The sequence below is a fragment of the Pirellulales bacterium genome, assembly GCA_035533075.1.
Lineage (GTDB): Bacteria > Planctomycetota > Planctomycetia > Pirellulales > JAICIG01 > DASSFG01.
In genome coordinates, this window is the sequence record DATLUO010000029.1 from 63,682 (window position 1) to 85,845 (window position 22,164).

A 22,164-nucleotide genomic window follows, 5' to 3' on the forward strand; every position below is an offset into this window, starting at 1 on the left:
CAGAAGGTATCGCACCACGCACTCTGTCGCCGCTACGCGGCTGCGCGGATCGTTGGCGTCCCTTTTCCGTGGGCTCGCGCCCACGGCTAAACTCTACCGTCCCTACGGGACCGGGAAACGCAACGGCCGCGACGCAGCGTCGGACTTGTGTAGAACAACGTGGGTTCCACCCTGGGCTATCGAATGACGCAGCTTCGGTGCTACGGCGGCCTTCGGCCTTACCCAACGTGCGGTTCGCCGGCCGGCCACGCTTACCGCACTGGCCGCGAGCCCTTCGGGCGGGCCAGGTGCGGCTCCGGGGCCGGTGCTTCGTCTGCGACGGATTCCGGCTGTGCCGATCGCTCGGCCGGCACGTCGGCGTAGTAGAGCGTGGTTTCTTCCTCGGTCAACTTCGTGCCCAGCGACTTGCACTGCAGCTCCACGCGGAAGCGGTGCGTGCCCGCGCTCGTCGCTTTGGCGTGGATCTTCAGCACTTTCTCTTCACCCGCTCCCAGCGAGGGCAAGGTCTCGAACACCACCGTGCCCGATGAGATCGAGTGGGCCGGGCCGTCGGTCGAGAACGGTTCCACGCCGTTGGAAAAGAAGGCCGTCACATCGACGCCTTCGGCCGGACGGTCGCCGCGGTTGCGGACGCGGACTTCATACACCGAGTCCTGACCGATGGGCACCGCGCCGGAGGGATCGACCACGTCGAGCGCCAGGTCGGCCACGGCCATCACGTCGGTGAGCGCCACGCTGCTGTGCTTCAAATTGCCGTCGGCCGTCACCGTCGCCTCCAGACGGTTCTCGCCGGGCGACTTCATCAGGCACTTGACGGTGAAGAGCTGTTCGGCGCCGGCCGGCAGCGACGAAAGCGACCAAGTGGCGCGGCCGTGCTTGATGTCGATCTTCGCGTCGTGCGACGCGGCGGCGCACTCCGAGCCTTCGGGCAACACGGCCGTCACTTTCACGCGCCGGGCCGTGGCGTCGCCCGAATTGCGCACCCGCAAGCGATAGGTGGCCGGAGCGCCGGCGTACTGCCGGGGCGGACCGGCGACTTCCACTTGCACGGCCGGCTGGCGCACGGCCACTTCGTGCCCGGCGGCGGTGTGGATGCCGCCGTCGGCGGTGGCACGAGCTTGAATCGTCAACGGGCCGCCTTGCCGGGCCACCAGCTCGATCTCGACCACCTTGGTCTCGCCGGCCGCCAGCGTGCCGACGCGGTGCGTCGCCGGAACGCCCTCGTCGGGCGGCAGCGGCATTAGATGGATCACGGCATTCTCGGCCGGCCCGTTGCCGGGGTTGCTCAGCGTCAGGCGATAGATTTCTTTCTCGCCGCAGAGCACCTCGACGGCCCCGTCGATCTGCAGAGCCAGCTTGGCTTCTTGCACGTCGAGCGTGGCCTTGGCCGAGACCGCGGCCACGCCGCAGCGCACGTCGAAGGCCAACGCGGAGCTGTCGTGCGGCACGATCCGCAGGGCCAGCTCTTCGTGCTTGCCCGGCGGCAGGGTGCGGATGGCCCACTGCAAAGCACAGCCGCTGGGCGAGCGGTCGATGGTGCCGGCGCTGGGCCGCGTGGAGCTCAATTCGGCCGTGTCGGGCAACGAAACCATGACCACCAGATCGCTGGCCGGCTGGTCGCCGTGGTTGCTCACCACCAGCTTGTAATCGGCGGGCTGGCCCACCGACAGGCGGTGCGGGCCGGTCCCTTGAATCGTCACCTTGGGCATCGTGCGGACGAAGAGTGATTTGGGGTCGCCAATCTCGTCGCTGGCGGCCCGTTTGTTCTCGGTCTTGACGGGCTTCGACGCGTGCGGCTTGGCGGGGCCGGCCACCACGGCCGATTCGCTCTCCAAGTCGTCGCGGTCCAATTTGTCGGGCACCATGGCCAACTCCGGCTCGTCGGCCAAGGTGGGAGTGTCGTCGGCCGGCGTTTCGCTCTCTACGGGCTGCGGTCGGCTGGCGGTGCGGCGGCTGGAAGACGTGCGGCTGGTCGACGACTTGATGGTGGGGGGCTTCGTCTCACTGGACGGACCCGAACGGGCCTTGGCCGTGGTGGCCGACTGGTTGGTCAGCCGCGTAGGTCCCTCGTCGCTCTTGGCCGACCCGCCGGAGGTTTTGCCCGCCGGGGTGGGATGAACGTGCTTGGGCGGCGTTTCCGGCTCTCCCGTCAGCGAGCGGCGAAGGCGGTCGAAGAGTGGGGCGCGGCGATGGGCGGAGTGGTTCGTTTCCTGGGCCGCCGCGGTCCCACTGTACACGACGATCGCCGTAAGTGCGGTCGAGACGGTGGCTTGTCGTAACCAGCGCATGGGTGCTTTCCTGCCGTCGAAATGGCGTGAAGAATATCGTTCCATCGCGACTTATCGGCAATGACGAAAGGCCGGGTTTAATCGGATGAGCCGCGCGGAGGGGAGAAAATCGAGCGACGCGGAAAGCAGGGGAGGTTGGGGGAACCAGCAGTCGGCTGAAAGCGCCCGTCAACGGCCCGCTGGGATGCTCGGCGGCGGGAGTAAAGCGAGTTGGCTGGTGGGTATGGAACCGCTGACGCGAAGCTGCGATCCGCTTACGGAGGCGTGGACTAACTCGAGTATGCCCGCCGCGGCGGCGGCCTGCGGCTGTTGCGACAATCCCGTGCGTGAACTCTGCAGTGCCGTGGTCAGCAATTGCTGCAGCATATTGGCCGTCTCCGCGTCTTGAGTGTCAATGTCGGCGTTGAACGACAGTGTGTCGGTCCAGCGCAAAGTGACGAAGTACCCATGCACCCTGTTGAAACTCGCGATGATGCCGCCGTGCGACTGATGCACGCCATGAGTCTTGGCGCGCAGCACGAGATCGTAACCGGTCGGCAAGTCGAGGCGCCCGCCGCGTCCTTCTTTCGCGCGATCGATCGCCTCTTTGAGCCGCTCGGATTTCGTTGCACCGATGAGCAGGTTGGCCGACGGTGTTACGTAATACATCGTTTGCATTGACGGGGATACACCGATCGGTAGATTCGCGGATTTCCGGTTCGACATCGTGTAAATGGGCATTCCTTGATGTGACTCGCCGGACGACGAAATTCCGGGCAAACTCGACAGGCCCACCGGCCGCGACAGTTTGGCCGCGATGTAGCCGTCAAGTCCATCGATGACGATGAACACTTCTTGCATGTCGCGAGGATCGAAGCCCTGCGAGACGGCGTTGTTGAGTGCCTCGTCGATTTGCGGCTTGATCTGAGGAACCGACGCCGCGCGGTCGAGCAAGTTCCGCACGCGTATTGATGCAGCGAGCGTGTAGGTCGACGGCAGGTAGGCGATTGGATTATTGGCGCTGCCACCACCGATCATGTCGACCAGCAGAATAATCAGAATCGCCAGTAACGCCACCGCAGTGATTCCCGTGCCGCCGAAGATCAGCCACAGCAGGGCACCGCTTTTTTTCTTGCGGCGATGCGTGGAAACGCCGAGCGCCGAGGGGCGCAACAGGTCGACCGACGCGGTGGACAGCGCGGGAGCGTCGAGCGGACCAAGAGCGCTCAAGTCGAGACTAAAGCCCGACACGACCTCGGCTTCCGGCAGCGGAGCTTCCGGCAGCGGTTGAGCCGGTCGACGCGCGGGCCGAGCGGCCGGCGAGGCCGTGCGGGGTTTTGGACGAGGCGCGGCGGACGATGCTGGACGCGCGGGTGGTCTTGCGGCCGGCTGGGCCGCCCCGACGGTGAACAGCGCGCCGCACTGACGGCAGCGGGCCTGCTGGCCGGCCAGCTCGTCGGCGCCGGAATAGACTTTGCCACAACCGTCACAAGTGAAGCGGATCATGCAAGCCCTCATTGCCGCAAGCGTGGTGTCGGGTCGAGAAAGTCTTTTTTGTTGGTTCCCCGTCAACTTCTGGATAAACTACCGCAGGGAACCGTTTTTGGGAATCAGAAATTCCATTTCGGCTCCCAACTCGGCGTGTGCGCGGCCTTCATATATGCCGCGGCGCGCGCGGCGATGTCGGGGAACTTGGCGGCCACGTCCGTCTTCTCCTGCGGATCGTCGGCCAGATTGTAAAGCTCCGGCAACGAGTCGGGCGATTTGCGTACGTTGTTGCGCACGGCCTTCCAGTCGCCAAATCGCACGGCCTGTGCCCGGCCGCCGCTTTGATACTCCCAGTAAAGATACTCGTGCTGCTTCTGCCCGGATTGCCCCAGCAGCGTCGGCAAAATACTGAGTCCGTCGCTGTCGTCGGGCAGCGTCCCGCCGGCCAGGTCGCAGAAGGTCGGCAACATGTCCCAAAACGCGCCTATGAGCGGGCTGCTGGCGCCGGCGGCGATGTGTCCCGGCCAACGGGCGATGAACGGCGTGCGGATGCCGCCTTCATAAAGGTCTTGCTTGTAGCCGCGCAGGCCGCCGGTGCTCTGGAAGAATTCCGGGTCGGTGCCCGTATGAGGGAACACCGCACCGTTGTCGCTGGCGAAGAAGACCAGCGTGTTGTCGTCGAGTTGCAGCTCGTCGAGCAGCCGCATCAGCCGGCCGACGTCGCGGTCCATGCGGGTGATCATGGCGGCGTAGGCGGCCCGCGGCGTGGGGTGGTTGGCGTAATGCTTCGAGTTCGTCACCGGTGTCTCCGGCCACTTGCCGCGGTACTCGGCCAGCGAATCGTCGGGCACTTGCAACGAAAGGTGCGGAATGGTGAATGCCAGGTAAAGAAAGAACGGGCCGTCGTTGTGCTCGCGCACCCAGCCCAGTGCGTCGTCGGACATCAGGTCGTGCGAGTAGGTCTTTCCCGACAGCTCGATCACCGCCTTCTGGCCGTAAGAATAGGGCGGATTGCCGGCCAGCGGCTCCTGCCGGTCGTCGCGCCAAAGATAGGGCGGGTAATACGTGTGGGCCATGCCTTGGCAGAGATAGCCATAGTGATGATCGAAGCCGAAATCGAGCGGGCTGCTGTGATCGTCGGGCATGCCCAGGCCCCACTTGCCGACGATGGCCGTCGCATAGCCGGCTTTCTTCAGCAATTGCGCCACCGTCACCGTGCCCGCCTGCATGGGGTGCTGGCCCTCTTTGCCCGGCGCTCGCTGCATGTTGTCGCGCACGGTGGCGTGGCCGAGGTGCATGCCGGTCATCAGCGTGCAGCGGCTGGGGGCGCAGACCGAGCAGCCGCTGTAAAAGTTGCTGAACCGCATCCCCTCGGCCGCCAGGCGGTCGATGTTCGGCGTCTTGATTTTCGTTTGCCCGTAGCAGCCCAGGTCGCCGATGCCGAGGTCATCGGCCAGGATGAACACGATGTTGGGCTTTTTTGCCGCATCGGCGGCGGTAGCCGCAGCGGCGGACAAGAGCGTCAAAACAAGTGCGATACGCGACATAGGTCACCCGTCATTCCTGTTCCCTACACACCGTCACCTTCGGCCGCGCTGCTTTGACTTGCCTGGCCTGCGTGGTCTCCGCCAGGATCGGCTCCAGTTCGTCCACGAAATCGCGCACGTCCTTGAACTGCCGATAAACGCTGGCGAAGCGGACGAAGGCCACTTCGTCGAGTTCGCGCAGCAACTGCATCACCATGTCGCCCAAGTGACGGCTGTCGACCTCCGTGTCGAAATTGGCGTAGATGTCGTTTTCGATGGAGGCGACGATGGCTTCGATCTTCTCGTCGCTGACGGGCCGTTTCCAGCAGGCCTTTTGCAGCCCGCTTTTGATCTTCCCGCGGCTGAACGGTTCGCGAACGCCGTCTTTTTTCACCACCTTGATGGCCGGCTCTTCGACTCGCTCGTAGGTTGTGTAGCGCCGCTTGCACGCGAGACATTCTCGCCGCCTGCGAATGGCAAAGCCGTCGTCGCTGGCGCGCGAGTCGATGACCCGGTCGTGGTCGGTGCGGCAAAAAGGGCACTGCATGGCGTCTATCATAGCTCTTGCCGCGCGCCCTGCGTAGCAGAATTCGTGAGAATTCCGGAGAGGCCGCGCCAGCGTCGGAAACGACAATCGCGCATCCTTGGCACGGCGGTTGCCTTGCTCGCGGCCGCTACCTACAACCACAATTGGTGCGTCATGGCTTTGTTGATTGGTACGGCAAGCCACTTCGCTTGGGCATGAAACCGACGAGGTAGTCGTTCAGGGCCACGAACATTAGACTTGGATTCCACGATGAGCGAATTCTTCCTGCTAGCGAGCGGTCCGGATGCGGTCCAGAATCTGTCGATTTTTGACCCCGCCTCGCCGTCGGCCGAATCGATCCGCAGCCTGTCGCTGCTGGTGGCCGCCATCTCGGCGTTCATCTTCATCATCGTCGAAGGCGTGCTGTTCTATTCGGTGGCCCGCTTCCGGGGCCGCGGCGGGCCGCAAGCCAGCGAGCCGCCGCAGGTCTACGGCAGCAAGGCGATCGAGATCGCCTGGACGGCGGCGCCGGCCCTGATCGTCTTCATTCTGGTCCTTGTGGTTACGCGAACGCTGTGGGCCGTCAATCGTCCCAATCCTGAGCCGAAGCCGGGAGACCGGGCGCTCTATGTCACGGTCATCGGGCATCAGTGGTGGTGGGAATACGTCTACGACACTTACGATGGCCGCAAGCTGGGAACCGTCACCGCCAACGAACTGCACGTGCCAGCCAGCGGCGGTGGCGTCGTCCGGCCTGTTTACCTCACGCTCAAATCGGCCGACGTCTGCCACAGCTTTTGGTTGCCACGGCTGGGTGGGAAAACCGACCTCATTCCCGGCCACCCAAACGAAATGTGGTTCCAGACCGACAAACCGGGACTCTACCTCGGCCAGTGCGCCGAGTATTGCGGCACACAACACGCCAACATGCTGCTGCGCGTAATGGTCGACGAACCCGCCGACTTCGAGCGGTGGTTGGAGAATGAAAGTGAACCAGCCGTCGCGCCGGCCGCCGGCGATCGTGCTGCGACTGGCGCGCAGTCGACGTTCTTGGCCCAGTCGTGTGTCAATTGTCATCGCGTGCGGGGCACGAAGGCCGACGGCAAGTTCGGGCCCGATCTCACGCACCTGATGGCCCGTCAAACGCTGGCTTCGGGAATGGCGACGAACGATCGAGAGACCCTACGGCAGTGGCTTGCAGATCCGCAGAGCGTGAAGCAGGGCTGTCTCATGCCTGCGTTCGGTCTCAGCCCGCATGAAATTGATGAAATCGTCGAATATCTGCTGACCCTGAGGTAAGGTGCGATTTATGGCCGTTGTCGAACTGGAGACGCCATGGAGGTGAACTCACACGTTGGCGTTGCCGACCACTGCGGCACCACCGGGCTGCCGTTTCCACCCGCCATCGCGCCGGAGAAGACGCTCGATGCCGCGCAATGGGGCATGCTCGCGTTTTTGGTTTCCGAAGTGGCCTTTTTCGGCACGCTCATCACCGCCTACGTGGCCTACATCGGCCAGGACATCGCCGGCCCGATGCCCAGTGAGGTGCTGTCATTGCCGCTGGTGTTGGGGACGACATTCTGCCTGTTGGCCAGCAGCGGCACGATGCATCTGGCTGACCGCCGGTTGCACCAAGGCCGCAAGCTTCAGTTCCGGCTCGCCTGGACAGCCACGATCGCGCTCGGCATCGCGTTCTTGCTCGGCACGGCTTATGAATGGCGCGAGCTGATCGTCGAGCATCAACTTACGATCGGCCGCAACCTATTCGGCTCGACGTTTTACACGCTGGTCGGCTTTCACGGCCTTCACGTGACGATGGGGATCCTCATGATGCTGGCCGTGCTTGGCTTGATGCTCGCCGGTCGGCTTTCCACGGAAAACCGACAGCCGGTCCAGCTCGTCTCGTGGTATTGGCACTTTGTCGACGGCGTGTGGATTGTCGTCTTCGCGGTGGTCTATTTGATCGGCAGGTAAGAACAAGTGAGCGCGAACGTGACAACCGAGCCAATGCATTCACAGCCGGGCGAGCACGACATGGTCGAGATGCCGCGACCGACGGCGGCGCCGCTCGTCTTGTCGGTCGGCTTGACCGTGCTGGCGGTGGGTGCTGTGGCAAGCGTGGCATTCATGGTGGTCGGAGGCGGGCTGTTTCTCACCGGCCTCGGCCACTGGATGAGTCAGCTTTTGCCGGGCCGCGGCCACGTACACGAACCGCTCGTAGCTCCGGCGCTGCGGCCCGCCATCGTCCCCGGCGTGCCGGGCAAAGTGGAGCAACTCCGCGCCGGCGTGCCGGGCTATCGCATGCGGCTGCCGGAGCGGGTGCATCCGATCTCCGCCGGCGTGAAAGGCGGCATCGTCGGCGGTCTCGTCATGCCGTTGCCCGCCCTCGCTTACGGTGTGCTTAGCGGCCACGGCATCTGGTATCCGGTGAATCTGTTGGCCGGCATGGTGCTGCCGGGCATCGACCAGGCGACCATTGGGCAGCTTGAACAATTCAACCTCCTGCCGCTGATGGTGGCTGTTGTCATCCACGCGATGATGTCGGTCGTGCTGGGGATGATCTACGGCGTGCTGATGCCGACCATGCCCGACATTCCCAAGCCGTTGGCCTGGGGCGCGCTATTGGCGCCGATGCTCTGGACCGGCGTGAGCTTTGCCATGATGGGCGCCGTCAATCCGTTGCTCAAACTGGGAGTCGATTGGCCCTGGTTCATCGCGTCGCAGTTTGTTTTTGGCGTAATCTTGGCCTTGGTCGTGATGCGAGCCCAAAATGGTCAGCCCCTGAGAGCCGCCGTTTTGGGCGCGCTCCTCGGCGCCGCGCTGATGCCGCTGCCGGCGATCTTGTGGGGCCACTTTTCCGGTCACGGCATCTGGTATCCCGTGAACCTGCTGGCCGGCATGGTCATGCCCGGCATCGACAGCTTGCCGGCCGCAGAGTTGACGACGTTTCATGCCAGTTGGTTGCTCGCCGGGATCGTCATTCACGCCGCCATCTCGCTCAGTTTCGGCGTTCTGTTCGGGCTTCTCCTGCCGCGTCTGCCGGAGATTCCCGGTCCGCTGGCCTGGGGCGGCATGCTGCTGCCGCCGGTCTGGACGGCCACGAGCTATGCCATGATGGGCGTCGTCAATCCGCTGCTCGCCGAGCGAGTCGATTGGCCGTGGTTCATCTTCTCGCAGCTTTTCTTCGGCCTCGCGGCGGCGGTGATTGTCGTGCGCAGCGAGATGGTCCACATTCCGCCGGCGGGCAGCGGCCCCGAGCGATTGTACGAGGAGGTGGGAGGGTGATGGATTCTCTCATTCGACGACTCCGTCGCCGCTACGCGGCTTTCGCTCGCGGTCGAAATCTTCCCGTGGGTTGGCACCCACGGCTAAACTCCGTGGCCGCTCCGCGGCCGGGACTTGACGCAAATTGGATCGCGTATGTCTCAATCTCGGTGATTACGCTGGCGTGCCTTACGGCCGGCTGCGATTTCCCCGGTCGGCCCGATCCGGCGAACCGCCCTGTGCGCGCCGATGAGGTCGTCGATTTCGATCGCTTGTTCCAGACGAACTGCGCCGGTTGCCACGGCGCGGTGGGGAAACTCGGACCCGCTCCTCCGCTCAACGACGCCATCTTTTTGAGCATCGTGCCCGACGCCGAGCTGCTGCGCGTCATTACCGAAGGCCGGCCGGGCACTCCGATGGCCGCCTTCGACCGTGAGCGCGGCGGCCCGCTGACGGAAGCACAAGTCAAGGCATTGGCCGCAGGGCTGAAGCCACGCTGGAAATCGAAGGTCGCCACGCAAGCGCCTTTGCCGTCGTATCTGGCCGACCACGATACCAACAGCGAATCCACCAAAAGCCTGACGGCCGGCGCGAGCACGTTCGCCCGTGCCTGTGCCGTTTGTCACGGCGACAACGGCGAGGGAACGAGCCACGCCGGCGCGATCAACGATCCCGCGTTCCTGGGGCTGATCAGCGATCAGGCCTTGCGCCGATTGATCGTTACCGGCAGACCCGACTTGGGCATGCCGCACTTTGCCGACGGCGATGCCCGTCACTCGGATTACAAGCCACTCTCGTCGGCCGACATTGATGGGCTGGTCGCTTTGCTTGCCGCTTGGCGGCAAAACTCGGCACCGCCCGCGCTCCACGACGCGAGTCGATCGCTCGAACGATTATCGGCCGATGGCCAAGGACGAAATCCATGAACGACGTTGCCAACATCGAATCTCCCGCCCCCGAGCCTCGCCCTCCGCGGCGCACTTTTTTCGAGAGAATCACCTATCTATTTGGCGGGATCGCAACCGCGGTCGTCGGCCTGCCGTTCGTTGGTTACGTCACGGGAGTGCGCAAGAAACCGATTACCTGGGTGCCGCTGGGCAGCGTCGCCGGCTTCCCCTTGAACGAGACACGGCTGGTGCGCTTCGACAATCCGCTTGGCCAGCCGTGGGACGGCATCGTGGCCCACACGGGCGTCTATGTTCGCAATCAAGGCGAGGACCAGCAGGAGCAGTTTCTGGTGTTGGCCATGAATTGCGCCCACCTCGGCTGCCCGGTTTCGTGGTTCCCGCAATCGGGTCTGTTCATGTGCCCATGTCACGGCGGCGTGTACTACGCCACCGGCGAACGGGCGTCGGGGCCGCCGCCGCGCGGAATGTTTCATTGCGTCTGGCGCATCCAGGACGGCCAACTTGAAGTGCAGGCACCGCATTATCCCACGCTGCAAGACACGTTGGAGGAAACGGCATGAGAGGGTTCGGGGTTCGGGGTTCAGGGTTCAGGAAAACAGAAAAACGACTTCGCCATCGGTGGGCCGGCGCTCGCAACCTCGCTGGTCCCACCCTACAAATCCATGTGGCGACGGCGGAGGGGCGATCGCATGACACCTGATCACCGTTCCACAATCGCCCTGCGTCGTGTCGCACAGTGGTTCGACCTCCGCCTCCGCTTCAGCGATACGGTCCTGCCGATGATGCGGCACCCGATTCCGCGCAGCTCGGCCGGACCGTTGGGCTGGTGGTACGTGTTCGGCAGCGCGTCGATGACGCTGTTGATGGTGCAAATTCTCACCGGCATCGGGCTGGCGCTGGTCTATGTGCCGGCGGCCGACAAAGCCTACGACAGCTTGCTCTGGCTCGACTATGAAGCGCCGCTCGGCTGGTTCCTGCGGGCGTTACATTATTACGCGGGGTCGGGCATGGTGGTGCTCGTGCTGGCCCACGCGACACAGGTCTTCCTGCACGGTGCTTACAAGTATCCGCGCGAGTTGACGTGGATGCTCGGCGTGGTGCTGTTGCTCTGCACGCTGGGGATGTTCTTCACCGGCCAGGTGCTGCGCTGGGACCCGGACGCCTATTGGGGCCTGGCGGTCGGCGGCTCGATGGCCGGCCGCGCACCAGGCATGGGTCCGCAGCTTGTCCATTTGGTCCTGGGCGGCGTCGTGATCGGCGGCGACGCCTTGAGCCGCTTCTTTGCACTGCACGTGTTCGTGATTCCCGGCACGCTGCTGGTGGCTTTGGCGGTGCATCTATGGCTGGTGCTCAAGTGCGGTATCAGCGCGGCGCCCGTGCCCGGCCAGACGGTTGACCCGGATCGTTACGACGCCGAGTACCAGCAGGAGGTCCACACCACGGGCGTGCCGTTCTTGGGGCCGGCGATGCTGAAAGACGCCTTTTTCTCGGCGCTCGCGGTGCTCGTCGTGGTGACGCTGGCGGCGGTGCTCGGTCCCAAAGGCCCCACCGATCCTCCTGACCCGCTCTTGGCCGGCGCCAATCCGCGGCCGGAATGGCCTTTCCTGTGGCTGTTCGCGCTGTTGTCGCTAAGCCCACCCGAGGCCGAAACGTTCATTATACTGGTGCTGCCGCTGCTGTTGATCGCGGCCCTGTTTCTGGTGCCGGTGATCAGCAATCGCGGCGAGCGAGCGCCGAGTCGCCGGCCGCTGGCGGTGCTGTTGGTGATCGTCGGCTATACGGTGCTGGGCGTGTTGACGTATGAAGGCGCCACGGCCCCTTGGTCTCCGCGAATGACCTCCTGGAGCGGCGAGCCGGTGCCGACGGACATGATCGAGGGCGCCACGCCGCGGCGGCTGGCCGGCGCGGCGGTGTTTCAATATAAAAACTGTCGCAACTGCCACGCCTTGGAAGGGCATGGCGGGAAGCGCGGGCCGGACCTGGCGGGCGTCGGCGCTCGACTGACGGTCGATCAGCTTATCGACCAGATCAGCAACGGCACGCCCGGCGGCGGCAAAATGCCGGCCTACGGCAAGCGGGTCTCGCCCCACGAGATGACGGCCATGGTGGCGTTCCTCTCGGCGCTGCGTCCTCACGGGCAGCCGGCCGCTCGGCCCGCAGATCAGTCGGATTGAGTTGCAGCGGGCAAGAATGAGACAGTTTAGGTGGCTGGGGCAGAAGCTTGGCCGGGCGGCGCTGGATTTGGCAACATGCCCTGCGGCCAAGCGATGCCCCGGTAGCACCACCACCGGGGCATCGCTTGGCTGCCAGGCTATTGAAGGGCGCCAGCCGCGATCTGGCCAAGCTCTGCCCAGCCACCATGGCTTCAACGGCCGCCGCAGGCAGTATTAAGGAGTACACATGAGCCCGACACTTGATGCGATCCTTCGCTCTTGGCCCTGGGATCCGTGGCTGCTCGCGACCTGCATCCTTTTAGCCGTCGTGTATCAACGCGGCTGGTGCGTGCTCCGACGCCACGACTCGACGCGCTGGCACGGCGGGCAACTCGCCGCGTTCGTCGGTAGCCTGACGGCGATCTACCTGGCTTTGGCGTCGCCGATCGAGCCGTTGGCCTCGCTGCTGCTCGAAGTCCACATGGTGCAGCACCTGCTGTTGATGATGGTCGCGCCGCCGCTGGTTTGGCTGGGCGCGCCGCTTTTCCCACTTGTGCGCGGCCTGCCGCGGCCGGTACGCGTCTCTTGGGTGGCGCCGCTTTTATCATCTCGCAGGGTGCGCCGGCTTTTCGGGCGGTTGACCCATCCGTTCGCGGCCCTGCCCATCTTCGTCGCCGCCACCTGGCTGTGGCACATCCCGCCGGCTTATGACCTTGCCCTGCGCGCAAGCGGATGGCACTACACCGAGCACGCCTGTTTCCTGCTTTCCGGACTCATCTTCTGGTATCCGGTCGTGCGGCCCTGTCCGAGCCGGCCACGCTGGTCGGGCTGGCTGCTGCTGCCGTACCTGATTCTGGCCGACGTGCAAAACACCGTGCTTTCCGCTTTGGTTACCTTCTCGGGCAAGGTCATCTATCCGTACTACGAGCAAGTGCCGCGGATCGGGAACATCTCGCCGCTGGAGGACCAATCCGCGGCCGGCGTCATCATGTGGGTTCCCGGCTCGGTCGCGTTTCTGGCGCCGCTCTTCGCGATTGGGCTGCGGCTGCTGTATGGAGAAAAACCCGAGATCGGCCATCGCAAGTCCGCGCGTAGTAAGCAGACTGCCAGCGTGGTCGGCGAGACGGAGTATCGCCTGCCCCTGATCAATCCGGCGTCAATGCAGGCATGGCCTTCCTCCCGGCGCGGCGCAACCATTGGCTTCGTGACGACCTTCCTCCGCTGGCGCCATGCCCGTATGGCGATGCAAATTCCGCTTCTGCTCGTGGCCGCCGCGGTGATTTACGACGGCCTCGCGGGTCCGCAGGCGAGCGCCTTGAATCTGGCCGGCGTCTTGCCCTGGATTCATTGGCGCGGGCTGCTGGTGTTGGGCCTGTTGGCGGTGGGCAACGTGTCATGCATGGCTTGCCCTTTCACGCTGCCGCGTAAGCTCGCCGGCCGTTGGCTGCCGCAACGGCATGCCTGGCCACGATGGCTGCGAAGCAAATGGTTGGCCGTGGCGTTGGTCGTGTTGTTCCTCTGGGCCTATGAAGCGTTCGCACTGTGGAACAGCCCCTGGGTGACGGCCTGGATCACGATCGGCTATTTCGCAACTGCCTTTGCCGCCGACGGCTTCTTTCGCGGCGCGGCGTTCTGCAAATACGTCTGCCCGATCGGCCAATTCAACTTCGTGCAGTCGCTCGTCTCGCCGCTGGAGATCGCCGTCCGCGACCATCAAATTTGCACGAGCTGCCGCACCAAGGACTGCATCCGCGGCGGCAACGGCATTCCCGGCTGCGAGCTCGATCTGTTTCAACCCAAGAAGTCGGGCAACATGGACTGCACCTTCTGCCTCGATTGCGTTCACTCGTGTCCGCACGCCAACGTCGGCTTCCTCGCCAGCATGCCCGGCTCGCAACTGTGGCACGACACCTTTCGTTCGGGCATCGGCCGGCTATCGCAGCGTCCAGATATCGCCGCGTTGGTCGCCGTATTCGTTTTCGGGGCCTTCGCCAATGCCGCAGGCATGGTCCGGCCGGTCGTCGAGTTTGAGCATCAGATGCAGGCCATGCTCGGCCTCTCGCCGCGCGCGATCATCACCATCTATTACCTGCTGGCGATTGTTCTCGCGCCGCTTGCTTTGGTGGGTCTGGTTAGCACGGTGAGCCGCCGCTGGGCGGGCTTATCGTTAACGCGCGTTCGCGTGGCGACCCGATATGCGTACGCACTGATCCCCGTCGGATTCGGCATGTGGCTGGCACATTATGGTTTTCACCTGTTTACTAGTTATGAGACCGTGGTCCCCGTAACCCAACGATTCGTCGCCGACCTCGGTCTGACGGGTATCGGCGAACTACGCTGGAGCTGCGCCTGCTGCCCGACATCGCCAGGTTGGCTGCTGCGCGCGGAACTGCTGTTTCTCGACTTCGGCTTTTTGCTTTCCCTCTATACCGCTTACCGGCTGATCTCCGCCGACTGCTCGCAAGTCTCGCAAGTTGTCAAGGCGTGGCTCCCTTGGTCGGCGGCCATCACGCTGCTGTTTCTCGTCGGCGTCTGGACCGTCTTTCAACCGATGCAGATGCGTGGCACGATGATGGTCGGAGGATAAGTGATGCGGACGCGACTTTTCCATCAGGGTTGTGTCAGCTTCCTAACACAACCGCCCCGCCTCCATTTTGGCGACGTGCGTGGCCAAGGCCGCCAGCCGCGGGTCGTGAGTGGCGAGCACGAGCGTGCCGCCGTCGGCCGTCAGTCGCCGGAAGGCCGCGGTCACCGCTTCCGCCGATTGCTCGTCGAGCTGATTGGTCGGCTCGTCGGCCAACACCACTTCGGGTTTGCCGATCAACGCTCGTGCCACCGCCAGGCGTTGCTGCTCGCCGCCGCTGAGCATGCCCGTCGGCTCAAACATCCGCTCGGCCAGGCCGAACGGCTCCAGGACGGCTTTGGCAGCCGACAATCGCTCGTTGCGCCGCACGCCCCGCGGAACCAACGGGTAGCTGATGTTCTCCCAAACGGCCAGCCTCGGCAAGAGAGCAAAGTTCTGAAATACGAACCCCGTTCGCCGGCGAACGGAGGCAAGTCCCACATCGGACAAACCGGCCAGCGACTTGCCGCCGAAGCGAATCTCGCCCGAAGTCGGTCGCTCCAGCGCGCCCAGCAAAGCCAACAGCGTACTCTTGCCCGATCCGGAAGGCCCGGTCAATGCCCAGCACGTGCCAGCTTCGATTGTCAGCGAGACCTCGTCGACCGCGCGCAATGACCCTGCCGCACCACGGGCATAAATCTTGCTTGCTGCGCGGGCCTCAATGAGCGGCGTCAACCGGAAGACCTCAGCACGTGTGCGGGGGGCGTCATGGCCGTTCGCCAGGTCGCGTACAAGCTTCCCGACGTGACGACAATCCAAGATAGCAGGGCGCCGATCAACACGGGCACCGGCAGCAACCGGCAAGGAATCCTCACTTGCGGCTGGAGGCCCAACGTCGGCAAAAAGAGATCGGCAATTCCGTAGCCGTTCATGCCGCGCAGCCAGACCCAGGCGATAAGCACCGAGACGGCCGCGCCCGCCAAGCCGAGCAGCAGCCCCTCGACGCCACTACGCACGAGCACTTCGTCGGTGCGCCATCCGATGGCCTTGAGAACGGCGACTTCGCTCCGGCGTTGGGAGGTGCCATAGGCGCTTGTCACCAGCACCGCCAGCACCGCCACCGACAAGGCCAGCATCCAATGGAGCTGAAACACCCCGTCGCGGTGCGCCGCGGCAGCCGCCCAAAGCGCTTCCAACTCTTGCCGCGAGGTGACGCGCACATCGAGCCTGGAGCCATCGGGGCCGGTCCAATGAAGTTGCCGGTGGAACGCGGCGGCCAGCTCTTCTTCGCTGCCCGTGCGACAACGCACCAGGATGTCGGTGGCCAAGGCCGGCTGATCGAACAAACGGGCCGCGGTTTTGAACGACGTGAACATGAGGTTCGCCTGCCACAACGGCGCATCGTGGGAAAAGATGCCGACCACTTTGGAAATGCGCTCGCCCTGTCGGTTCTGATAAAAGGGCGGAAGCAGCGCATCGACCTTGACTTTCAGCCCGGCGGCCAAAGCGCTGCCGACCACCAGTTCGTTGCTGTCGTCGGCCGTAAACCAGCGACCGTCGACAAGCGAGGCGCTCTCGGGCAACTTGTCGGGCGGCATTCCCAGCACGACCACGCTGTGACGCTCCTCGCCAATCGCCAGCCTGCCCACAATCCGCGGCACGGCGGAGGTGACGCCGGGCAGGGCGGCGATTTTGTCCGCGGCGTCAAGCGGCAGCGGCACGCTGCGTCCGAATTGCCGGCCGGTTACATAGAGATCGGCGCCCGCGTCGATCGACTGCGCCGCTTCATCCGCCAGTCCGCCACAGATGGCCAGGCCGGCCAGGTACGGCACCAGCACGGCCACCACGCACAGCACTGTGGCAATGCTTCGCCAGGGGTGCAGCCTTACCGACGTGACGCCCGTTCGGGCAATTTCAATCCAGGCCATGGCGACTCGTCTCCGACGGCACAGGAAACAGTGCCATCGAATGCCAAGGGTTGTAGTCGTGTATGCCCGGCAGGGCCTCCAGGCCGGCATCGTCATCGTCCGTCACACGTGGATCGAATTGCCAGGCGCAATGCGATAGATCGGCGTGCGGCCCCATTCCCAGACCGCCCACCGCCGATTGAAACCGCCTGCCGGCCGCCTGCGGATCCGCAGCGCCGAACTGTTCGGTGGCGACGACGACCGTGGCAGCGACGGCGGCGAACAGCACCGTCGCCAGAATCAGGTTATCCTTCGAGGTTCGCATGGTTTGCCTGTAAGGGACGCGCGTCGCCCTCCAACAAACGCCCACTGAACTGTCGCGCATGTGCCTCGGCATCTTCGCCTTCGGCAAAGGCATGAATTCGATTGAGCGTGATCGGGTTTGTGATGACGCTGCTGCGCACGAAGTAAGCCTCTTCGGCGGGAATAGCCCGCCCAGAGACCTCGTCGGTGACGTGGACCGTTTCGTCGAGGGAATTGTTTTGCGCCCGCCAATACTCCGCGCAGCGGATGCAACAAAAGCGATGATGGTTGCCGCTCGGTCCGGCGATCTCGACGGCATAGATGGCGTCGATGGGAACGCCGTCGAGGGCGCATTGCGGCGCCTGTTGCCGCCGCATCCAGACACCGAGGCAGGGCAGGCCGATCGCCAACACGGCCACGGTCATGCTAAACAACCAGAACCCCTTTCCCATTTATGCCAACCAAAGTTCGAGCGAAATCATGACGAATGAACCAAGATAACCGACCAGTGCGTAGGCCGGCCAGCCGCCGAGCCGCGGAACGCTGGCGCGCCGGGAGGCGGCAGTGCCTTGGATGTAGGGTGGGACCAGCCACGCCAAGACGCAGGTCCAGCCGACGCAAAACGTGCCCCACAGCAGCAGGCCAATCGCCATGCCGTTTTCCGGCACCTTCTGCACCAGGTCGTACAGACAGCGGTGGTAGGGAAGGTGCAGCACGATCGGACAAGCTACGTCGACGATAAACCGCATCGATACCCAAACCGTCAAGATCGCCGCGAGCGATAAGCCCAGCAGCGGCCACGCCACCGCCGGCCGGCCCGGTTGCCGCGCTTGACGCCAGAGCATCGTCACGATGACCAATTGGCAGACATAATACGCGATCGAAAGCTGTTGTTGCTCTTGCGGACTAAGCGGCATTAGGCTTTCCGGGGCGATTGCCGAAACGCTGCAGCACCCGGAGTTGGGCATGTCTTCCCGCTTGGGAATCGACACGTAGGCCAGTTCCGTTGCCGCGTCGAGCGAGGCCACGATGCCCGCCATCAACAACAGCAATGCGATGCGCGGCAACAGCACGCGCGTGCCTTGCAGACGATAACTTCGGTAGAGCACCAGGGCCGCCCCAATGGCGAAGACCAAGGCCGGCTTCAGGAACTGGAGCAGCACAACCAGCTTCGGCAGCCAGCCATACATGCCGCGGCTGCCTTCTCCGATGAGCGTGACGCCATAGATGCACATGGCGCCGGGCCATTGTGGCACGAAGCTGTCGAGCATCAAGTAGAGCACAATCCACGACGCCAGGCTCAATCCTAACAACAGGTAAGCCAGGAGCGCGGCCAGGTAGGTCGACGACTCAAGCCGGTCTGCAGCGTCGCCCTGCTGAACGCGGCCGAGCAGCACGTTGCGCACGCCGACACTGATGGCCGCGGCCCCGGCCATCAATTGCAAGACGCCGATGAAACCTGCTAAAGCGGAGTAGCCGCTGGTAATCATGATCCCTACTAACTGCCCGGAACCCAGAGCGATGCTTTGTTTCCTTCTCCAGCCTCGCCTTCGGGTGTCCAGATTTTCGTCGCCCCGACGGTCCCGCCGGGCACCATGAGTTCCTGTTGTGCCGGGGGCGCTCGCCTGGGCTGGCCGTGTTCGTCGATCAAGCCCGCCTCGTAGAGGAACCGGGCGAGCCGCTCCAAAACGCCGGGTTCGTTGCGATGGACTGTCTGGATGTGCTGGGCCAGTTCCATAAAGCGGTCGATCTGGCCCTGCGAGAGGCGTATCGCCATTTCTTCGAGATCCCATCCCGCACAAGAGATGCCGGCGGACCTGGCGATGTCGCGGGCCCGGCCCAGGTGGGAGTACGCCTCTTCGACGGTCGTGACGAAGCTGGCCAGGATGCCGTGCGCCTGGGCACGATCTCCCGCGGGCAGCGAAGGCCGCGCCACGGCCTCGCTCGCCAGGCGGACCAACGCCAGTCTGGCCCGAAAAAGGAACGCCCGCCGCCAGGCCGTGGCAAGCTGAGCGTCGGATAGCTTCTTGGCGTCGAGCCGGTGCAAGCGGGCCAGCGGCAAAGTGTCGAGATCGGCCGCGGCCGGGTCGATCGCTTCGCTCCGCAGCAAGCCCAGGCGGTCGCGAAGCTCGTTGAAGTCGAAGCCGTCGCCGTAGTTCAATTCCCAAAGCGCGATTGTCGCCAAAACCGCCACCCGCGCCGTGCGGTCGGAGGCGGCCTGCTCCGGCGTTCGTCCGCCCAACGCCAGGTTCGGCAGACGCGGCCATTGTTCCAGCAGATAACGACGCCGTCGCTCGCTGCCGAGGCTCACAATGCGCTCGGGCGGCGTGTCGGCGGGCACCCGCCAACTGCCGGGCATGGCGTATAGCGGCGCCGGCATCCGGCCCGCCGACTCTTCCAACGGCGGCTTCTGCAACGCATCGGCGGCGATCTCGCGCAGCCGGCCCTTCGCCGACTCGGCCCGCGGCTTTTCGGACAGCAGTTCCAACCGCGGCTCGCGGTCGGTCTGGCGTCCAAAAACCAACACCATGCCGATCATTTCAGGCATCTCGGCTTCGGTCAGCCCGCTGCCGCTTTCCGGTATGGGCCGATCGAGCAACGTAAACAGCGCTCTTGGCGGCGGCTCGTCCGGGTTCTCCATTTGCAGCGTTTCGATCGGCTCGCGCAAGGCCAACTTGGAAGTTGAAAGCCGGGCGGCTACCGCGTCGACATCGTCGACGGGATAGACAATGCGGAGCCGCTCAACGCTGACTTCGGCCGTTTTGGGATCGAGCAATTGGGCCAACATTTCAGCTTCGACGGCGTCGTCCAGCGGCACGTCGAGCGACGCATAGCGGCGCAGCGCGTCGGCCGCACGGGCTTCGTCGGCCAAATAGGCCCGCAGCCGACCCAGGTTCCGCCAGAGGGGAGCACAGCCGGCGGCGCGAAACATCAAGGCATCGAACGCCTCGGCCGCCTGGAACCAATGGCCGTCGTTCGCCTGGGCCAGGGCCGCATCGAACTCCGCCTGATAGGGCACGCCGGCCGGTGCCGGGTCGAACAACGTGCGGATGTCTTTGAAGAGCAAGGGCACGGCCGGCGCCGTCTGGAGGCGATAGGCCAGAACAAGGGCCGGCTCGTAGTCGTGCTTGATCTGAAGCTGCCAGCGGAGGTGCGCCAATGCCGCAATCACATAACCGTGGGCGAGCAACGTCTCGGCCACCATGCCCACCGTTTCATAGACCCGTTGCGGCACTTCCAGGCCGCAAGCGGCCAGTGCCTGGTGCAGCGGTCGCAGCGCCGGAAGCGGGTCGTCGCCTTCCATCAGCACCAAGGCCCGCATCGCCAAGGCGACCGGGTTTGTCGGCTGCTTCTCAAGCACCCGGTCGGCGGACTGCAAAGCCGCGTCGTCCCGTTCCAGGCTGTGCAGCACCAGCGCTTTGGTGGTGAGCAGGCAGGCGCGGTCGGGATACTTGGCTTCGAGCTGGCTGATGTAATCGACGCACGCTTGCCGCTGCTCGGCGTTCAGCATGTGGTCGATTTTGTCGAGCTCGTGCAGCAGGTCGGAACAGCAGAATTTGAGCTTCTTACCCGTGCCTGCGGGACAGAGGCTGTAAGGGTCGATCGCCATCGGTTGTTGTTGGTGTGAATCGTAGGATGGAAAAATGCGAGCTTGCGAGCGCCGGCCCACCAAAATCGACGTCGCCACCGGTGGGCCGGCGCTCGCAAGCTCGCTGGTCCCACCCTACCTATTACGTCACGAAGTCGCCAGGGCCGCGCGTTTTTCGTCGATGAGTTGTAGCAACGCCTTCATAGGATCGGCGAACTTCTTGATGCCTTCTTCCATCAGCGTCTGCTCCAGCTTTTGACTGTCGACCAGCCGTTCGATCTCGTCGATCACCGCTTGCGGCGGCATCTTGTCGACCTGCCGCGTGATGGTGCGGCCGCTCTTCTCGACGGCCTCATTCGTGGCAGGCGGGTTCGTCTCGATGTCGCTGCCGGCGAAGGCTTCGACGTATTTCCAAGGCGGATCCTCCTTCTTCTTGGTGCCGGTGCTGGCGAAGATCATCTCCTGCTTCAGCGGCGTCTTCTTATCGGCCCAGAATTCGCCGTTCTCGCGCCAGATTTTCTTGGCGTTGACGATGCCGACCAGGCCTTGTGCGGCCGGCGAAAGCTGCGGCACGTGCTTTTCCGTATAAACGTCGAGCCGCGACACAAAGATGCTGTAGACGCTCTTGAAGTGCGTGAGGCCATTCGTGCGGCGCTGCGCCCCGCGCCACACCGCGTTGCGTGCCTCGTGGTATTGCCTCGGCGAGAAGACAAGGGTCACGTTCAGCGTTATGCTGGCGGCAGCCAGTTCTTCCAACGCCCCCAGACCGGCCGGAGTGGCCGGCACCTTGATCATGCGGTTGCTGTGGCCCTTCGCCCATTGCTTACCCAGTTCGATGTAGCGGGCCACGCGCTCAGCATGTGGCGGACCCGACTCCGGGTCTTCCAGCAGCGGATCGAGCTCGAAGCTCACATAGCCGTCGTCGCCCTTGGTTTCTTTCCAGACGGGCAAGAACACGTCCTGCGCGTGCCGGACCAGCTTATCGGTGAGCTGCCAGGCGATCTGCTCGTTGTCGAGGCCTTGCCGCATGAACTGGTCGAGATCGTCGTCGAAGCGGCCGGTCTTGATCAGGTCGGCAATGATGATCGGGTTCGAAGTGGCGCCGGAGGCTCCCCAACTGCGGTTCTCGACCACCAGATCGGGATCGATCGAGTCGAGCCAAAGCTTTGTGCCGCTGGCGATTAGGCTTCGTAAGGGGGATGTCATGGTCGAGTTGCTCCTTTCACGGGGGGCTGGAAAATCCGCTCGCCTTTGAGTCCGGCTGGCCGGACAAAGTGCAGGATAACAAGTTTGCGGTCAGCCGCCCAGCATGCTTGGAAATCTCGAAGCGCGGCCGAAGTGTTTCTACGTCACGCGGCCGAGACATTGGCGGTGGCTGGGGCAGAGCCTGGCCACGTGGAGGCTGGCACTTCGTTCATCTTGGCGGCCAGGCGATGCCCCGGTTAGACGCACCGGGGCATCGCTTGGCCGCCAGGCTGTTGACGGGCGCCAACCGCTATCTGGCCAAGCTCCTGCCCCAGCCACCGCTTTTCCTCGCCGCAAAAGGTCTTGTTCTCGGCTCCCGGCGCGCCGGGGACCCCAGCCACCGAAATGCTCGCTGCCCGATTGACAGCCCGCCCGCCGGTTTGTAAGATTTAGAGAACTGACCAGTCAGTCCGCCTGCATATCAG

The 22,164-nt window shown here is 64.2% G+C and carries 18 protein-coding genes; 7 read left to right on the forward strand and 11 right to left on the reverse strand.

Going from position 1 to position 22,164, the window contains the following annotated elements; all coding sequences use genetic code 11:
- Positions 1-251: 251 nt before the first annotated feature.
- The 4 genes from VNH11_03090 to nrdR all read right to left on the reverse strand — a co-directional run bounded on the left by VNH11_03090 (position 252) and on the right by nrdR (position 5,828).
- Positions 252-2,288, reverse strand: a complete 2,037-nt coding sequence (locus tag VNH11_03090) for a hypothetical protein (protein ID HVA45349.1) — start codon at positions 2,286-2,288, stop codon at positions 252-254.
- A 168-nt stretch (positions 2,289-2,456) separates the two neighbouring features.
- Positions 2,457-3,497, reverse strand: coding sequence for a hypothetical protein (locus VNH11_03095; protein HVA45350.1), 1,041 nt, complete (start codon positions 3,495-3,497; stop codon positions 2,457-2,459).
- A gap of 380 nt (positions 3,498-3,877) precedes the next feature.
- Positions 3,878-5,302, reverse strand: a complete 1,425-nt coding sequence (locus VNH11_03100; protein HVA45351.1) for an arylsulfatase — start codon at positions 5,300-5,302, stop codon at positions 3,878-3,880.
- 10 nt (positions 5,303-5,312) lie between these two features.
- Complete coding sequence (gene nrdR, locus VNH11_03105; GenBank protein ID HVA45352.1) at positions 5,313-5,828, reverse strand: transcriptional regulator NrdR; 516 nt, start codon at positions 5,826-5,828, stop codon at positions 5,313-5,315.
- A gap of 249 nt (positions 5,829-6,077) precedes the next feature.
- Here nrdR and coxB point away from each other — a divergent pair, with 249 nt between their 5' ends.
- The 7 genes from coxB to VNH11_03140 all read left to right on the forward strand — a co-directional run bounded on the left by coxB (position 6,078) and on the right by VNH11_03140 (position 14,719).
- Positions 6,078-7,106 carry a cytochrome c oxidase subunit II gene (coxB, locus tag VNH11_03110; GenBank protein ID HVA45353.1) on the forward strand — a complete coding sequence of 343 codons (1,029 nt, stop codon included), beginning with the start codon at positions 6,078-6,080 and terminating at the stop codon, positions 7,104-7,106.
- Positions 7,107-7,148: 42 nt separating this feature from the next.
- Entirely contained in the window at positions 7,149-7,781 is a 633-nt protein-coding gene (locus tag VNH11_03115) for a heme-copper oxidase subunit III (protein ID HVA45354.1), read from the forward strand.
- An 18-nt stretch (positions 7,782-7,799) separates the two neighbouring features.
- Entirely contained in the window at positions 7,800-9,092 is a 1,293-nt protein-coding gene (locus VNH11_03120) for a hypothetical protein (protein ID HVA45355.1), read from the forward strand.
- Between the two features lie 92 nt (positions 9,093-9,184).
- Positions 9,185-9,997, forward strand: a complete 813-nt coding sequence (locus tag VNH11_03125) for a c-type cytochrome (GenBank protein ID HVA45356.1) — start codon at positions 9,185-9,187, stop codon at positions 9,995-9,997.
- The gene (locus VNH11_03130) at positions 9,994-10,539 is read left to right on the forward strand and encodes a Rieske 2Fe-2S domain-containing protein (protein ID HVA45357.1); all 546 of its coding nucleotides are present in this window, start codon (positions 9,994-9,996) and stop codon (positions 10,537-10,539) included. The genes VNH11_03125 and VNH11_03130 overlap by 4 nt, the downstream gene beginning before the upstream one ends.
- A gap of 129 nt (positions 10,540-10,668) precedes the next feature.
- The gene (locus VNH11_03135; GenBank protein HVA45358.1) at positions 10,669-12,153 is read left to right on the forward strand and encodes a cytochrome b N-terminal domain-containing protein; all 1,485 of its coding nucleotides are present in this window, start codon (positions 10,669-10,671) and stop codon (positions 12,151-12,153) included.
- 226 nt (positions 12,154-12,379) lie between these two features.
- Entirely contained in the window at positions 12,380-14,719 is a 2,340-nt protein-coding gene (locus VNH11_03140) for a cytochrome c oxidase assembly protein (GenBank protein HVA45359.1), read from the forward strand.
- A 42-nt stretch (positions 14,720-14,761) separates the two neighbouring features.
- Here VNH11_03140 and VNH11_03145 read toward each other — a convergent pair whose 3' ends face one another.
- The 7 genes from VNH11_03145 to VNH11_03175 form a co-directional block, all read right to left on the reverse strand.
- Positions 14,762-15,430: an ABC transporter ATP-binding protein gene (locus VNH11_03145; GenBank protein ID HVA45360.1), complete on the reverse strand. Its 669-nt coding sequence runs from the start codon at positions 15,428-15,430 to the stop codon at positions 14,762-14,764.
- Positions 15,427-16,623 carry an FtsX-like permease family protein gene (locus VNH11_03150; GenBank protein HVA45361.1) on the reverse strand — a complete coding sequence of 399 codons (1,197 nt, stop codon included), beginning with the start codon at positions 16,621-16,623 and terminating at the stop codon, positions 15,427-15,429. Before VNH11_03150 ends, VNH11_03145 begins: the two co-directional genes overlap by 4 nt.
- Positions 16,610-16,927 carry a hypothetical protein gene (locus tag VNH11_03155; protein ID HVA45362.1) on the reverse strand — a complete coding sequence of 106 codons (318 nt, stop codon included), beginning with the start codon at positions 16,925-16,927 and terminating at the stop codon, positions 16,610-16,612. The genes VNH11_03150 and VNH11_03155 overlap by 14 nt, the downstream gene beginning before the upstream one ends.
- Positions 16,908-17,339: a hypothetical protein gene (locus tag VNH11_03160; GenBank protein ID HVA45363.1), complete on the reverse strand. Its 432-nt coding sequence runs from the start codon at positions 17,337-17,339 to the stop codon at positions 16,908-16,910. Before VNH11_03160 ends, VNH11_03155 begins: the two co-directional genes overlap by 20 nt.
- Positions 17,340-17,357: 18 nt before the next feature.
- On the reverse strand, positions 17,358-18,395 hold the full coding sequence (locus VNH11_03165; protein HVA45364.1) for a hypothetical protein: 1,038 nt from the start codon (positions 18,393-18,395) through the stop codon (positions 17,358-17,360).
- 8 nt (positions 18,396-18,403) lie between these two features.
- The gene (locus VNH11_03170; protein HVA45365.1) at positions 18,404-20,515 is read right to left on the reverse strand and encodes a hypothetical protein; all 2,112 of its coding nucleotides are present in this window, start codon (positions 20,513-20,515) and stop codon (positions 18,404-18,406) included.
- A gap of 126 nt (positions 20,516-20,641) precedes the next feature.
- Positions 20,642-21,700 (reverse strand): transaldolase family protein, encoded by a 1,059-nt coding sequence (locus tag VNH11_03175; protein HVA45366.1) that lies wholly within the window; start codon positions 21,698-21,700, stop codon positions 20,642-20,644.
- Between the last annotated feature and the right edge of the window lie 464 nt (positions 21,701-22,164).

Excerpts from the sequence above, each read along its gene's own strand:
- VNH11_03090 (HVA45349.1), bottom strand. The coding sequence starts at position 2,288 with ATGCGCTGGTTACGACAAGCCACCGTCTCGACCGCACTTACGGCGATC.
- VNH11_03100 (HVA45351.1), bottom strand. The coding sequence starts at position 5,302 with ATGTCGCGTATCGCACTTGTTTTGACGCTCTTGTCCGCCGCTGCGGCT.
- nrdR (HVA45352.1), bottom strand. The coding sequence starts at position 5,828 with ATGCAGTGCCCTTTTTGCCGCACCGACCACGACCGGGTCATCGACTCG.
- coxB (HVA45353.1), top strand. The coding sequence starts at position 6,078 with ATGAGCGAATTCTTCCTGCTAGCGAGCGGTCCGGATGCGGTCCAGAAT.
- VNH11_03130 (HVA45357.1), top strand. The coding sequence starts at position 9,994 with ATGAACGACGTTGCCAACATCGAATCTCCCGCCCCCGAGCCTCGCCCT.
- VNH11_03135 (HVA45358.1), top strand. The coding sequence starts at position 10,669 with ATGACACCTGATCACCGTTCCACAATCGCCCTGCGTCGTGTCGCACAG.
- VNH11_03140 (HVA45359.1), top strand. The coding sequence starts at position 12,380 with ATGAGCCCGACACTTGATGCGATCCTTCGCTCTTGGCCCTGGGATCCG.
- VNH11_03150 (HVA45361.1), bottom strand. The coding sequence starts at position 16,623 with ATGGCCTGGATTGAAATTGCCCGAACGGGCGTCACGTCGGTAAGGCTG.
- VNH11_03155 (HVA45362.1), bottom strand. The coding sequence starts at position 16,927 with ATGCGAACCTCGAAGGATAACCTGATTCTGGCGACGGTGCTGTTCGCC.
- VNH11_03165 (HVA45364.1), bottom strand. The coding sequence starts at position 18,395 with ATGATTACCAGCGGCTACTCCGCTTTAGCAGGTTTCATCGGCGTCTTG.
- VNH11_03170 (HVA45365.1), bottom strand. The coding sequence starts at position 20,515 with ATGGCGATCGACCCTTACAGCCTCTGTCCCGCAGGCACGGGTAAGAAG.
- VNH11_03175 (HVA45366.1), bottom strand. The coding sequence starts at position 21,700 with ATGACATCCCCCTTACGAAGCCTAATCGCCAGCGGCACAAAGCTTTGG.